The organism is Varunaivibrio sulfuroxidans, assembly GCF_029318635.1.
In the GTDB taxonomy this organism is placed as follows: Bacteria; Pseudomonadota; Alphaproteobacteria; order Rhodospirillales; family Magnetovibrionaceae; genus Varunaivibrio; species Varunaivibrio sulfuroxidans.
This window is the reverse complement of sequence record NZ_CP119676.1, coordinates 2580349-2595520: the sequence shown is the minus strand read 5'-3', so window position 1 is coordinate 2595520 and position 15172 is coordinate 2580349. Positions and strand designations below refer to the sequence as shown.

The following is a 15172-nucleotide window of genomic DNA, read 5'->3' as shown; positions in this document are numbered from 1 at the left end:
CTACCTCAAAAAAGCATCAACGTCTTCTATTTTCAAGTTTTTCCTGAGCCCACACCCGCCCCTACGACATAGTACACACGCGCTCAGGATCCGATCAGGAGAACGGCCAAACGCACCTCTGCGTTTTCTTTTGCGAGGAACGCGCCCTCTGCGGGGCCGTCAATTTCGATCGCCCCTCCCATATTCGCCGCCACAAGCGCTCCCCAGCGCACGTGCACGTTGCGTGCGCTTAGGCGATCGACGGGAACGTTCATGTCCAAGGCCGCCCGATCGTCGTCGCTAAGGCGCGCGCCTTCCCCCGATGCGGTCATCGCGACGCCGAAACCGTCCTCGATCGTTCCAAATCCACACAGCAACCGCCCGCCTCGCGGCAGGCAACCCAAGGCCATCAATATCATCGTAAACACCATGCGAATCTGATCCGACGTCAAATCCCCGTCCGGACAATCCCAACGCACGTCGATACGCGACCGGTCGATAAAGCTTTCGATCAAACGACACGCGTCGGCGACCGCCACGCGCGGCGCACCGCCACGTCCCGCGAAACCAAAGGCGAGACGATAAAAGGCGAGACGATCGGTCACCTGACGGGCGCTGTGCATAACAAAATCCATCGTCTGCGCATTTTCGGGCGATATCGGATTTTCGGCTTCGCCGATAAGCTCCATTCCCGTGTTGACCGCCCCCGCCGGGCCGGCGAGATCGTGACACAGGCGCGAACACAGCAATTGCGCGATCCGGTCGTCGATTTGCATGTTTTCTCCTCAATTCCGCCGGGCGTGGCAGTCGCCGCGCGATGGCCTCTTATACGCGACCTTCCGCATCGATGGAAACCGCCGAAAAGGTCAATCCTGTTGAGGATTGCGCAACAAGGTGGCGAAATCGAGGGCCTGCGCCGCGACCGAGCGAGCGGCCTTTTTTTCCATTTCCCGATAGCGCCGTAGCACGTCGCGGCCCAGGTCGCTGACCTGCGCCCCGCCGCCGCCCTTGCCGCCGGTGGCGGTAAGCACAAGTTCGCGCACGAAGCTTTTGTTCATGGTATCGACCAGAACCCAGGCGCGCCGATACGACATCCCCATGGTCCGCGCCGCGGCGGAAATGGAGCCGGTTTTTTCGATGGCGTCCAGTAAATCCACCTTGCCCGGCCCCAGCGCCGTGACCTGACCGATCAGAATGCGGATGCGCGGCTTATGACGTTTTTTGCTGGTCATGGCCTCTCTGTTCATTATTCATCGATTTCATTGGGGTCGTTGGGCGTGCACCCATCATATTACCCTCCGCCGCGATGTACATGCTTATCAAAAGTGGCGAGCAGGGTGCGCGCCTCATCTTCGGCGTATCCTTCGAATTCGAAGCGCACGCCAAGAACCGGAATGCGCAACAAGGCGATCCGGCGTGGAGGTTTTTCGTTCAAATAAATGGTGAGACGCCGTCCCGCCGAGGCATTGACGCGGACAACGTCACCGTCAATTACGAAGCGGTCATGGCGCAACCCCTTGGGGAGAACGCGCACGAAATCGTCGCGATCAAATCCCATCTCGCGTTCGACGACGACCGTCATCCGCCCGCGACCGGCGGCCAGATCGCAAGAACGTCGCCCGGTTCCAGAGCCACGGTCGCCCGCTCCTGCGGGGTTCGGAAAATGCCATTGACCAGCACCAGATGGCAATGCTGGGCGGGCGCCCCCAACAGGGCGATGACATCGCCCGGCGTCGCGCCGGCGTCTATATCCATTTCCACGGCGTTCTCCCGCGCCCCGGCGGGTAAATGCTTGGCGAGGCCGGCGTACAGCTTGACGGTGATTTTCACGAAACGTCTCCGGGCGCGTCAGACGTGACTACGCGCGACATAGGCCGCATCGATCCGGGTCGGGTCGGCGATCAGGCGTTCCTTCCATGGACCCAGCGGGGTTTTTGTCTGAATCAGGCCGCGCAGGACGCCGACCCTATCGGTGCGCCCCAACGACAGGGCGCCGACCAGCACATCGTCATCGAAGACCAAGCGTATATAGCGAAAATCCTCTTCGTCGATCCGCTCGCCAACGTCAAGGCCGGGGCCACCCTTCCAATTGCCCGACGACACGGAAACCAACCCCAGGGTGTCGAGCACGTTCATCATCAAGCTACCTTGATAGCGCACATCCTTGCCGACCATGTTGAGGGCCGCGATCCGGCCATGCTCGACCGCCGTCGGCTGAATTGGATGGACCCGGTCCCCACCTGAAAAATCCGGCCCCTGGGCGACGTCGCCGGCGGCGTAAATTCCGGAAATGTTGGTTTGTAGGTGGTCGTTCACGATGATGCCCACATCCGTGGCGACGGCGCTGCCGGCGAGAAAGTCCATATTCGCGCGCACCCCGGTGGCGACCACCACCAAATCGGCGGAAATCGGCGCGCCCTTATCAAGATGGACCGACAGGCCCGCGCCGTCCCGTGTAATCTCGCCCACTTGGGTCCGCGTCAACACGGCGACGCCTCGGCGCTCGCACCACGTCTTGATCAGGCCCCCCGCGGTTTCGGTGGTCATCAGGGGAACCATTCGGTCGGCCGCCTCGATCACCGTCAGATCGACCCCGCGCAGGGCCAAGGCCTCTAGAATGATGCAACCGATGAACCCCGCCCCGATCAGCACCACCCGCGCGCCCTTGTGCGCCCGCCGCGCGATGGCGTCAGCGTCCCCGGCGGTCCAACAATGTTCGACGCCGGGAAGGTCCAGCCCTGCAATCGGCGGGTTGGCCGCGCGCGAACCGGTCGCCAGCAGCAATCTGTCGAAGGGCAGATTTTCCCCTCCCTCCAAGGTGACCCGCGAGGCTTCCATATCCAGGGCGGCGACGCGCCCGGAAACGACACGAATCCCCAGCCGCCGATAATGATCGTCGTCGGGGCGCAAGTGCATGCCGCTTTGAGGAATTTTCCCGATCAAAAAATAGGGAATCGCCATCCGCGAATAGGGGACGCCCCCTTCGTCACCGATCAGAACGATATTTCCCTCGGGATCGTGCTTGCGCAGGGTCTCCGCCGCGATCACTCCGGCCGGACCGGCGCCGACGATGACATAGTTCATTTTTTCATCCCCTGCTCATGACCTTATCTCCCCGGGTCCGCGCTTTCCCGTTCCCCAGGCGCAGGCGCGGGCGAGCCCGAGTGGAACGCGCGGCATTACAACTGGATGCGCGACAGCGTCTCGTTGGTCGGCACGCCGTTCGGGGTCCAACCGCGCAGTTGATAGTACTCGGGCAGCATAACGTCGAGCCGGTTGACCTTGCCCTTGGCGGGGCCGGTCTTGGCGGCGTCCTTGAGTAGTCTTTTGGGCAGGGTGTCGTCCTTTCCGGTGAAACCGGCGGCCAAATTGTACTGGCGCTCCAAGGTCCAGATTCTCTCTCCGGCCTTGAGCAGGTTTTCCACCGACCAATCGCCCTCGCAGGCGGCGTCGATCTGCGGCGCGATATCATCGAGCGACCAGGCGAACGTGGTGAACACGCACAACCCCACCGAATCGACCACCGCCGTGGCGTCCTGAAACGCCATCACCAGCCCCGCCTTGCCGTCGGAGGACAACGGGTCGGTTTTTTCCGGCACGCCCAAAATTTCCGACGCCACGGTATAACTGCGCAAATGACAAGCGCCGCGGTTGGAGGTGGCGTAGGTCAACCCCATACCCTGAATGCCTCGCGAGTCATAGGCCGGGAATTCCTGGCCCTTGACCGACATCGACAATTCGCCGTGACCGTATTTTTCACACATCCTTTTCGAGCCCAGCGCGATATCGGCGCCGAAGCCCTCGCCCCGGGCGGTCAACTCGACGATCGTGGTAAAGGCCTGGGTATTGCCGAAGGTCAACGCGACGCCCCCGGTTTCCTTGGAAGTAATCACGCCCATGTCGAACAGCTCCATCGCCGCGCCGATGGTCGCGCCCAGGGAAATCGGGTCCATTCCCTGCTCGTTGCAGATGAAATTGGCGAAGGTCAGCGCGTCCAGATCGGATACCCCGGTCGCCGCGCCCAACGCCCACGCCGCCTCGTATTCGAGACCACCCGACGCGCCGTGGTATTGTGGTCGATCGGCGACCGTGTAATGCGTGCGGTCGATGGTCGATATCCGCCCGCAGGCGATGGTGCAGCCAAAACACGCGGCGTTGCGCACCAAGTTGGGCTTACCGTCGGAACGCCGCGGTTCGACCATGGCTTCCGCCGAAATTTTCGCCGCCCCTTCGAACTGCACATCGCGGTGATTGCGCGTCGGCAGGGCGCCGGTCTCGTTGATCACGTTCATCAGCACCTGAGTGCCGTAAGCGGGCAACCCCTCGCCGGTCACCGCATTGCCGGCGAGCACCGCCTTGCCCGCGTTAACCGCGGCCATGAAGGCCTCGACATTATCGATTTTAACGCCCTGGGTGCCGCGCACGGCGACCGCTTTCAGGTTTTTCGATCCCATCACCGCGCCGACCCCCGAGCGACCGGCGGCGCGGTGCATGTCGTTGACGATGGCGGCGTATTTGCAACCGGTTTCCCCCGCCACCCCGATCGAGGCGACGCGCAGCTGCGGGTCCTGGTGCTTCGCCTTGATGCCCTCCTCGGTGTCCCACACCGATTTGCCCCAAAACGCGGCGGCGTCGAGCAGGCGGGCGTTGTCGTCTTCCAATAAAAGATAGACGGGCTTGGGTGATTTTCCTTCGAAAATGATCATGTCGAAGCCCGCGTTCTTGAGCTCGTTGCCGAAAAAACCGCCGGCGTTGGAACACGCGATGGCCCCGGTCAGCGCCCCCTTGGTGATCACCGAATAGCGCCCCGCCGTGGAGGCCGCGGTTCCGGTCAACGGCCCGGTCGCCATGATCATCTTGTTTTCCGGCGCCAGGGGATCGACCTTGGGATCGGTTTCCTCGACCAGGTATTTCGTCCCCAGGCCGCGCTGGCCGAGATATTTTTGCGCCCATTCCATGTTCAAAGGTTCGCTTTCACAGGTTCCCTTCGTCAGATTGACCCGAAGAATTTTCCGCGCCCAAGCCATGATTTTTCTCCCTTACGCCGTCGCCCGATTGCCGGCATCCGTTTTCGCCGCCCAAACCCGCATTTTTTCCAGCCCCGTCGCATCGGCATCGACATAAACGATCGCCTGCGTCGGACACGCCTTGGCGCAGGCGGGATCGCCGCCGCACAGGTCGCACTTGACGACCTTACCCGTCGCCTGGTTGTAATTGACGGTGCCGAAGGGGCAGGCGATGGTGCACACCTTGCAACCGACGCACAGCGCCTCGGCGACTTCCTTGGCCCCGGTCGCGCCGTTCAGCGAAATTGCCCCCACCGGACACGCCGAGCGGCACCACGCCTCGTCGCACTGGGTGCAGGTGTAGGGAACGAAACGCCCCTCGTCGTGAAAATTGAAGACCCGAATACGGGACTTCGACGGATTGAAAACGCCCTCGTTTTCGAACGAACAAGCGATCTCGCACTGCAGGCATCCGGTGCATTTTTCCGAATCCAGCAACAACGCCTTTTGCATAATGTCCTCCCAAATCGCCGATCACCACGAACCCGAACGCACGACGAACCCGAACGCACGACGAACCCAAACGCACGGGGCCGAACGGCCGATGCGCAATTCCCGGTCATAAGGCCGTCTAAAGCGCGAAAAACAGACGGAGCCACCTTCGTTCCGTCGGTGCGCCAACGGCGGATACAACCTCCAAGATCGCCCGATCTCGACGCCGGACTTGATCTGATATTACGACTCACAATAGCGCGTGTTGCAAGGAACTTTTACCCCTCAAATTCGCCTCACGCGAGGCCGTGGCGGTGGCGACGAAAGAAAAAGCCGCTCCAACGATTGCATCGCCGGGCGATAATAACGATGATGAGCCGCGCCGCCGCCGATCGAACGGCGGCAGTGGGCGTATGCTCCACTTGCTTGCCGGCCTCGTTCAACCGTCTTTCCATCCATAGGACCTCATGCCCCTCGCCGCTTTAAAAAACGTCTTCGGATACGACCGGTTTCGCCCCGGCCAGCACGACATTATTCAAGCCATATTGGACGGCGCGCATGTTCTGGCGGTGATGCCCACGGGGGCGGGAAAATCCATGTGTTTTCAGATTCCGGCCCTGGTCTTGGGCGGGTTGACCATCGTGGTTTCGCCGCTGGTGGCGCTGATGGAAGATCAGGTCGCGGCGCTAAAGCTGGCGGGGGTCGAGGCCGAAACCATCAATTCGTCGCGGAGCCGAGATAGCAACGTCGCCGCCTGGCGGCGGGTCGCAAGCGGCCAAACTCGCCTGCTGTACCTGGCCCCGGAACGATTGATGACCGCGCGCATGATCGCCGCGTTGCAGCGCCTGCCCGTGCGCCTGATCGCCATTGACGAGGCCCATTGCCTGTCGCGTTGGGGACCGTCGTTCCGCCCCGAATATGAAAGCCTGACCCGCCTTGGCGAGCTGTTCCTCGGTGTTCCCATCGCCGCCCTAACCGCGACCGCCGACGCGGCGACCCAGCGCGACATCGTCGATAAATTGTTCGCCGGCGCCGGAAAAGTCTTCGTTTCCGGGTTCGACCGTCCCAACATTCATCTCGCCGTGGACGCGCGCACCGAGCGCAACCGCCAATTGCTGGATATCGTGCGCGCCCATCCCGGCGAAAGCGGAATCGTCTATTGCCTGTCGCGGGACAAGACCGAAAAAACGGCGCGCCTTTTGTGCGAAAACGGCTATCGCGCCCTGCCCTACCACGCCGGGATGGATGCCGCCGAACGGACCCATCATCAAAAAATCTTCATGGATGCGCCCGGCGTCATCATCGTCGCCACCATCGCCTTTGGCATGGGAATCGACAAACCCGACGTGCGTTTCGTCGCGCACACCGATATGCCGGGCAGCGTCGAGGCCTACTACCAGGAAATCGGGCGCGCCGGACGCGACGGGGAGGCGGCGACGGCGCATATGATTTACGGTTTGGACGACGTGCGCATGCGGCGCATGTTTATCGAACAGGAAAACACCGCGGACGACCATAAACAGCGCGAACACAAACGTCTCGACGCCTTGATCGGGTATTGCGAAACACCGGGTTGCCGCCGTCAGACGCTACTTGCCTACTTCGGAGAAACCACGGCGCCGTGCGGCAATTGCGACATGTGCCTGAACCCGCCGGAACTGCACGACGCCAGCGACAGCGCGCGCATCGCCCTTGGCGCGGTCGAACAAAGCGGGCAAATCTACGGCGCGGCCCACATCATCGACATCGTGCGCGGGGCGAAAACGCAGAAGATCACATCCGCCGGCCACCATGCCCTGGCGGCCTACGGCGCAGGCGCCGAAACCCCGAAGGAGCGCTGGCGTTCGATCCTTCGTCAGATGACCGGCGCGGGATTTTTGCGCCTCGACGTCGCCGGGTACGGTGGGCTCGCGATCACTTCTAAGGGACGCGACCTGATGGCCGGAACGGAAATATTCCAGTGCCGCGTCGAGCGCCACGGCATCACGGCGCAAAACCGCAAGACAAACGGCAAAACATCCGGCGTCCTCGCCGACCTGAACGACGAGGAGCGCGCCTTGTTCGACGCCTTGAAAAGCTTGCGCCGCGAACTGGCGCACGAACGGGGGGTGCCCGCCTACGCCGTTTTCACCGACCGCACCCTGGCCGAAATGGCGCGGAAAAAACCCACCGATATCGACGCCTTTTCCCGCATCCACGGTGTCGGAGTCTCCAAGGTGCGCGATTTCGCCGCCACTTTCCTGGGCGAAATCGCACACGCCGAATAATTCATCGCTGGACGATCCACGACAAGGCCAGACGAAAAACGACGAAGCCCCCCGCCGGAATGTTCGGCGGGGGGCTTCGCGGCGAGGCTCTTCGTGTCCTGTCGTCGAATTAGAACGTCAGATGCAAGGCTTGAACGACCTCGGGCATGGCGCGCAAGTTTTCGATAAACGCGTCGCTGACGGCGCTATCGACCTCGATCAGGGCGATGGCGTCGCCGCCCGCCTCGGCGCGGCCCAGATTGAACGTCGCGATATTCGCCTTCTCCGCCCCCAAGGCGGTGCCCAATTTGCCGATGAAGCCCGGCTCGTCCTTGTTGGTGATGTACAGCATATGCGTGCCCAACTTGGCGTCGATCGGAATCCCCTTGATTTCGACCAGGCGCGGATTTTGTCCATTGAACAAAGTCCCCGAAACGCTGCGAGTCTGGGTCTCGGTGGTCAAGGTCAGCTTGATCAAGGTCTGATACGCACCCGGGCGTTCATGCTTGATTTCGCTGACGTCGATATCGCGCTCCTTGGCGATCGCGGGCGCGCTGACCATGTTGACCGCTTCCAACTGCGGGGAAAGCACGCCCTGAAGGACGATCGCCGTCAGCGGTTTGGTGTTCAGCTCGGCGGCCTGGCCTTCGTATTCGATGCTCACCGATTTGATCCCGGTTTGCGTCAACTGCCCGGCGAACGAGCCCAGTTGTTCCGCCAACTTCATGTAGGGACGCAGTTTGGGCGCTTCCTCGGCGCTGACCGACGGCATGTTCAGCGCGTTGACGACGGCGCCGGTAAGCAGATAGTCCGAAAGCTGTTCGGCGACCTGAACGGCGACGTTGACCTGGGCCTCGGTGGTCGATGCGCCGAGGTGCGGGGTGGCGACGATCTGTTCCATCCCGAACAGAGGATTTTCCTTCGCCGGCTCGACCTCGAAGACGTCGAGCGCCGCGCCCGCCACCTTGCCGCTTTCAATGGCGACTTTCAGCGCCGCTTCATCGACCAGACCGCCACGCGCGCAGTTGATGACGCGCACGCCGTCCTTCATCTTGGCGAAGGCCTCGGCGTTGATGATGCCCCGGGTCGCGTCGGTCAACGGGGTGTGCAGGCTGATGAAATCGGCGCGGGCGAACAAGTCGTCCAGTTCCACCTTTTCCACGCCCAGATCCTTGGCCCGCTCGGGCGACAGATAGGGGTCGTAGGCGATCACTTTCATCTTCAGGCCCTGGGCGCGGTCGGCCGCCGCCGCGCCGATATTGCCGCAGCCGATCAGCGCAAAGGTCTTGCCCATCAATTCGACGCCCATGAAGCGGGATTTTTCCCACTTTCCGGCTTGGGTGGAAGCGTTGGCCAAAGGCAACTGGCGGGCCAGCGCCATCATCATGGAAATGGCGTGTTCGGCCGTCGTGATCGAGTTGCCGAAGGGCGTGTTCATGACCACGATTCCCTTGGCGGTGGCGGCCTTGATATCGATGTTATCGACACCGATACCGGCGCGGCCGATGACCTTCAGGTTGTCGGCGGCGGCGATGATCTCGGCGGTGGCCTTGGTCGCCGAACGCACGGCGAGGCCGTCGTACTGACCGATGCACGCTTTCAGTTCATCCGGCGTCATCCCGGGTTTGACATCGACCTCGACGCCACGGGCCTTGAAAACCTCGGCGGCGCGGGGGCTCATTTTATCGGAAATAAGGACTTTGGGCATAACTGTTCTCCGTTCGCGCGGGGCGCGGTGTTTTAAGCGTTCTGTTCATTTTTGGCGGTGGCGTAGGCCCAGTCGAGCCAAGGCGTCAGCGCCTTCAGATCGGCGCTATCGACGGTCGATCCGCACCAGATGCGCAGGCCCGCCGGCGCATCGCGATAACCGCCGATATCCAAGGCGACGCCCTCGGCCTCAAGAAGCGCGGCCATGCGCTTGACCGTCTTGGTCTGGGCGTCGGCGTCGAGGTTTTGGAAGTCGGGGTCGGCGACGCTCAGGCAGACCGAGGTATTGGAGCGGATCGCCGGATCCTTGGCCAAAAATTCGACCCAGCCGGTTTTCGTCACCCACGCGTCGAGGACGGCGAGGTTATCTTCGCTGCGTTTTTTCAACGCCGCCAAGCCGCCCAATTGTTCGGCCCATTTCAGGCCGTCCAGGGCGTCTTCAACCGCAATCATCGACGGCGTGTTGATGGTCTCGCCGCGAAAAATACCCTCGATCAACTTACCGCCCTTGGTCAGGCGAAAAATCTTCGGCAACGGCCACGCCGGGGTGTAATTTTCCAGTCGCTCGACGGCGCGCGGGCTTAGAATTAAAATTCCATGCTGTCCCTCTCCACCCATGACTTTTTGCCATGAATAAGTGACGACATCGAGCTTCGCCCACGGCATATCCATGGCGAACACCGCCGAGGTGGCGTCGCAGATCGTGAGGCCTTGGCGATCATCCTTGATCCAGGCGCCGTCCGGCGCCTTGACGCCCGAAGTGGTGCCGTTCCAGGCGAACACCACGTCACGGGCGAAATCGACTTGGCCCAAATCGGGAATATTCCCGTAATCGGCCTTCATCACGCGGACGTCGTCGAGCTTTAGCTGTTTGGTGATGTCCGTCGCCCATCCGGCGCCGAAGCTTTCCCACACCAGCATATCGACGCCGCGTTCGCCCAGCAGCGACCACAACGCCATTTCCACGGCGCCGGTGTCGGACGCCGGGACGATACCAATTTTATAATCGTCGGGCACCCCGAGAACGGCACGGGTGCGATCGATCACCTCGGCCAGTTTGGCCTTGCCGATTTTCGAGCGATGCGAACGCCCGACGGCGGCGTCCTTCAACACGTCAACCGTCCAACCGGGACGTTTGGCGCAGGGACCTGAGGAAAATTCGGGGCGTGCCGGACGGGTGTCCGGCTGGGGAACGGTGGTCATAAAAAAACTCCCTTCTTGTGGCGCAAGGCGAAGGGAGTGGAGCAAAAGATACAAAACGAAAAGGACCACGAGGTCCCCGCGTATTCACCGGTGGAGGCAAACCCAGCCAGCGTATCAGATGTCGCCCTTCGCCGTTCGGCAGAAGGGTCGCGGTCCGTTGGGGGACCGTGGCCCACAGCCCTTATACGCAGCCATGGTGCGCCGCACAAGAGAAATCCCAAAAAAAATCCCGCCCGGCTCAAGGAACCGGGCGGGACGGTGGAAAAACGGGCCTCGGAGATTTCGGAGGCCGCGTTATGACGGCATCAGGCGTTTTTTACGTCGCGCAAAAATCCCTGAATATGACGGCTTAGGGTGTCGGTTTCCGCCATCAGGTCCTGAGCCGATTCGGAGACCTGGCCCGCTGCGCCACGGGTTTCCACCGCGGCGGCGGAAACACTTGAAATATTGGTGGTGACTTCCTTGGTGCCCGCCGCCGCCTGATTAATATTATTAGCGATCTCGTTGGTTGCTTCATTTTGCTGGCCCATGGCGTGATTAATGTCGCCCACAACCTGGCTCAACTCGACAATTACTCCGGAAATTTCACCCATGGCGTCAACCGAATTTTGCGTTTGATCCTGCACGCCGCGAATCTGGGTGCTGATTTCTTCGGTCGCCTTCGCCGTCTGGTTGGCGAGATTTTTCACCTCGCCCGCGACAACGGCGAAACCCTTGCCCGCCTCGCCGGCCCTGGCCGCCTCGATAGTGGCGTTGAGCGCCAACAGGTTGGTTTGATCGGCGATGTCGTTAATCAGGTTGATGACTTCACCGATACGCTCCGTCGCCCCGGCCAGGGAACGAACGATTTCTATCGTTTCCTGCGCCCGTTCGGCGGCCTTATCCGACATTTCGGCGGATTTATGGACTTGCGTGCGAATTTCCTGGATCGACGCGGTCAATTCCTCCGCCGCCGCCGCCACCGTCTGCACATTGGCCGAGGCTTCCTCGGTGGCCGCGGCCACCGCGTTGCTGCGCTGGCTGGTGTCGTCGGCAAGCGTACTCATGGTTTGCGAAAATTCACCCAGCGAACCGACCGCCCGGGTCACCTTGTCCACAAGTTCGGAAGACGTTTTATCGAAGGTATCGGTCAGACGTTCTATTTTCTCTTGCCGCTGGTGCTTTTTCTCTTCCTCCTTGCGCTGCGCCTCGGCGATGCGCTCGCGCTCTATGGCGTTGGCCTTGAACACCGCGAGCGCGCCGGCCATGTCGCCGATTTCATCTTTCTGGTCCGCCGTCGGGATCGTGATATCGGTCTGCCCCTCCGCCAGGCCGCGCATGGCCCCCGTCATTTCGCGCAACGGGTTGGCGACCGTGGCGCGAACGAACCAGATAAAGCCGATCGAAATAAGAACGGCGACGATGGTCACGCCGCCAATCGCATAGCGGGCCATCGTCAGGGCGTTGGCGTAATAACTGACATCCATCACCAATTCGGCGACTGCGATCGGGTTACCCGAAAAATCCTTCACACTGCCCAGATAAACGGCGACCGGCGTCCCGTTCAGCTTTCCCGAATGGGAAAACGCCTTGCCTTTCATCGCCGCGTCGAGCTGCGCGGCGGAAGACATCGACCCCTTTTCAAGGGTTGTCGCCAAAGGGTTGAAGGCGTTCTTATCGGGCACCATCACCGAGACATCGACCCCGTACTGCTTCTTGAAGCTGGCCAGGAACGGCGCGCCGAAGGAGAGTCCGAATTCGACGGACCCCACCTGGTCGCCCTTTTCGAACACGGGAGAAAGTCCGCGAATACCGATCCCCGCGACACCTTTTTCCAACCCGGAGGTTCCCTCCTTGGTCGCGTTCGTCTGCACCACGGTCTTGCGGAACGAGGAAAGATCATCGCCAAATTTTTCCGGCTTGTGAACGCGCAGGAAGGACGTCGCCGGCGGCGTGTGAAACTGGAATTGGCGTACCCCGTACTGCTTTTTCAAACGATCGAAAGAGGGGCCGAACAAAGCCATTAAAGCGCCGCGATCCTTTTCGGAAAAGGCCTTTTGCGCGGCGGGCATGTTCGCCACGAATTCGCTGAGCGACCGCGCCCGATACGATTCGGACTGAAGCTTGGCCATCATGTTTTCGTAATAACTTTTTAACTCACGGTATTCCGCCTGAGAAATCACTTTGTCGATCGACGTCAGCATTAAGGGACTGGCAATGGCGACGAGAAGCGCCATGACGACGGCGAACGTCCCCCCCACCCTGGTTCCGATAGGCAGGTTCATTATGCTTTTCTTGATCATGGCATCACCCGTTTTTGCTTAAATAACTTCCCTGAGGCAGCGTCCCCCTTTAGGTGGGAAGAGGGCACCGCTTTACCAGCGGAAAAATATAAACTCCGGGAGACACGGCGAAATTAAACGCGGGGCATGGGCATAAATTCACAATCTACGGAAACATCATCCCGTAATACCAGGGCACGAACACGCTGAACGCCAACCAGACAACCACAATCACCGGGACGCCCACGCGCGCAAAATCGGAAAACCGGTAATGTCCCGGCCCCATCACAAGCAGATTGGTCTGATAGCCTATGGGGGACGCAAACGAACAATTGGCGGCCAAAACCACCGCGACGGCGAAGGCCTCGACGGGGCTACCCGTGGCGAGCGCCATATCGACAGCGATCGGCGTGAAGAGAACCGCCATCGCTTTCGAACTGATCACGTTGGTGAGGACGACCATAACAAGAAAAAATAACGACAAAATAACCACCGGCGGTGCGCCGCCCAGGGCCTGGGTCAACTGTTTCACCAGCCATATCGCCCCGCCCGTGGCATTCAGCGCCGCGCCCAACGCCAGGGCGAGCGGGATCATGGTCAGGATTTTGCTGTCGATCGCACGCCCGGCTTGACGTAAATTCAATACGCCACTGGCGAGCATCGCGGTCACCCCGGCAAGCGCGGCGATAACGATCGGCACCACCCCCGTCGCCGCCGCGAGCACGACACCCAAAAGGATGAACGCCGCCCGCCGGGCATGGTGAACCGCAGGCAACTCTGCGGCCAACCACTCCAAAAGGACGACATCGCGGTTCGTACGTAATTTTTCGATGTCGGCGGGGCTGCCCTGCAGCAAAAGGACGTCCCCGTCTTGCAAGCGGATATCGGTCAGGCGCTTTCGGATCATGCGCGAACGGCGCTGTATCGCGAGCACGATGCACCGGGTTTGAAAGCGAAACCCGATTTGCGGCAACGTTTGGCCGATCAGGCGCGACGCCGGGGCGACCATGACTTCGGCCAGCATCCGTTCGCCTTGATGCCAAGGCCGTTCATCCTCGGTTTCGGTTTTGGTTTCGTCCCCGGCGGCGCCCTGGGCCTGGGTGTGGGTCAGGTCGGGATAGAGCTGCGATGGGTCATGGGTCAGGGCGTCGCTCAGCGCCTGACGGGTCGCGGCCACCACCAAAACATCGCCGGGACGAACCTGGTAATCCTCGAAAGGCGGCAACAGGCCCTCCTCGCCGCGCTGAACCAACCGCAGGGTCATGTCGGTCAGATCGGGGAATATCCCCCCAATGGTTTTTTTGCCGACCAGATTCGAATCGGGGCTCACGGTAATCTGCGCGATGTACTGCCGACCCGCGCCGTCGAGAATTTGGCTGGTCAGGTTTTCCCGTGCACGGAGCAGACGGGGCGCCACGGTAAGAAGAAAGACCATGCCGACCGCCGCCAAGACCAACCCCGGCACGGTAAAATCGAAAAAAGCAAAGGGACGTTGGCCGATATCGATCAGGGCGCTGTTGACCAACAGGTTGCTGGCCGACCCGATCAGCGTCGTCATCCCCCCCAGGATCGAAGCGAAACTGAGCGGCATCATCAACTTGCTGGAGGAAATCGAAAATTTAGCGGCGATCGCCTGCATGATCGGAATAAAGATCACAACCACCGGAATGTTGTTCAAAAATGCGCTGACCACCAACACGCAAAGCAACGCCACGCCGACCGTGATCCGAGGAGAATCCCCGCAACACGCCAAAATTATTCGCGCCCCCTGATCGAGAACCCCGGTGCGCACCATCCCCTGACCGATCACCAAAAGCGCCAGCACGGTAATCAAGGCCGGATTGGCGAAGCCGGACAACAACCGTTCGGGCCCCAGCAGGTTACGCCCGTCCGCCCCGATCACGGGGAAAACATAAAAAAAGATCAATACCGCACTGAGCACGCCGAGGGACACCACCTCGATCGACACCTTGCCCCAGGCGTAAAGGGCGAACGCCCCGACGATCAAGGCGTAGGTCATGGCCATCTGAAAGGATGTCACCGCGTGAAGGTCCACTGCTTGATGCATATCCACGCCTCCGTCGGTCGCGTCGTTTACCCGCCCGCGCGCGCGGACCCTCACACCGGGCACATTATCACATCGGGAAACAAACACATCGGGAAACAAAAACGACCCGCGCTAACGCACGCCTAGGCGCCCCTTCGACTCCGGCCATCGTTTCCCGGTCCGCATAGGCTTACGGGCGGGATAGAACAAACCATTATCGCGCCCATAGGA

The 15172-nt window shown here is 61.0% G+C and carries 11 protein-coding genes and 1 pseudogene; 1 reads left to right on the top strand and 11 read right to left on the bottom strand.

Annotated features, from left to right (window positions below; all coding sequences use genetic code 11):
* Positions 1-83 precede the first annotated feature (83 nt).
* The 7 genes from P3M64_RS12145 to P3M64_RS12115 all read right to left on the bottom strand — a co-directional run bounded on the left by P3M64_RS12145 (position 84) and on the right by P3M64_RS12115 (position 5498).
* On the bottom strand, positions 84-755 hold the full coding sequence (locus tag P3M64_RS12145; protein ID WP_132938455.1) for a histidine phosphotransferase family protein: 672 nt from the start codon (positions 753-755) through the stop codon (positions 84-86).
* Between the two features lie 90 nt (positions 756-845).
* Entirely contained in the window at positions 846-1211 is a 366-nt protein-coding gene (locus P3M64_RS12140) for a winged helix-turn-helix domain-containing protein (protein WP_207893121.1), read from the bottom strand.
* A 59-nt stretch (positions 1212-1270) separates the two neighbouring features.
* Complete coding sequence (locus P3M64_RS12135; RefSeq protein ID WP_132938457.1) at positions 1271-1561, bottom strand: hypothetical protein; 291 nt, start codon at positions 1559-1561, stop codon at positions 1271-1273.
* Positions 1558-1809, bottom strand: a complete 252-nt coding sequence (locus tag P3M64_RS12130) for a MoaD/ThiS family protein (RefSeq protein ID WP_132938458.1) — start codon at positions 1807-1809, stop codon at positions 1558-1560. The genes P3M64_RS12135 and P3M64_RS12130 overlap by 4 nt, the downstream gene beginning before the upstream one ends.
* Positions 1810-1827: 18 nt before the next feature.
* The gene (locus P3M64_RS12125) at positions 1828-3063 is read right to left on the bottom strand and encodes an NAD(P)/FAD-dependent oxidoreductase (protein WP_132938459.1); all 1236 of its coding nucleotides are present in this window, start codon (positions 3061-3063) and stop codon (positions 1828-1830) included.
* Between the two features lie 95 nt (positions 3064-3158).
* Complete coding sequence (locus P3M64_RS12120) at positions 3159-5006, bottom strand: aldehyde ferredoxin oxidoreductase family protein (protein ID WP_132938460.1); 1848 nt, start codon at positions 5004-5006, stop codon at positions 3159-3161.
* A 12-nt stretch (positions 5007-5018) separates the two neighbouring features.
* On the bottom strand, positions 5019-5498 hold the full coding sequence (locus tag P3M64_RS12115; protein WP_132938461.1) for a 4Fe-4S dicluster domain-containing protein: 480 nt from the start codon (positions 5496-5498) through the stop codon (positions 5019-5021).
* Between the two features lie 446 nt (positions 5499-5944).
* Between P3M64_RS12115 and recQ the strand changes: the two genes are divergently transcribed.
* Entirely contained in the window at positions 5945-7744 is a 1800-nt protein-coding gene (gene recQ, locus P3M64_RS12110) for a DNA helicase RecQ (protein ID WP_132938462.1), read from the top strand.
* Positions 7745-7853: 109 nt separating this feature from the next.
* On the opposite strand, the gene serA is transcribed toward recQ, so the two are convergent.
* The 4 genes and pseudogenes from serA to P3M64_RS12090 form a co-directional block, all read right to left on the bottom strand.
* The gene (gene serA / locus P3M64_RS12105) at positions 7854-9431 is read right to left on the bottom strand and encodes a phosphoglycerate dehydrogenase (protein ID WP_132938463.1); all 1578 of its coding nucleotides are present in this window, start codon (positions 9429-9431) and stop codon (positions 7854-7856) included.
* Positions 9432-9463: 32 nt separating this feature from the next.
* Entirely contained in the window at positions 9464-10633 is a 1170-nt protein-coding gene (locus P3M64_RS12100; protein WP_132938464.1) for a phosphoserine transaminase, read from the bottom strand.
* A gap of 305 nt (positions 10634-10938) precedes the next feature.
* Positions 10939-12717 (bottom strand): annotated as a pseudogene (locus P3M64_RS12095) (cache domain-containing protein); the annotation flags it as partial.
* 343 nt (positions 12718-13060) lie between these two features.
* Positions 13061-14962, bottom strand: a complete 1902-nt coding sequence (locus tag P3M64_RS12090) for an SLC13 family permease (RefSeq protein ID WP_132938466.1) — start codon at positions 14960-14962, stop codon at positions 13061-13063.
* Positions 14963-15172: the final 210 nt, after the last annotated feature.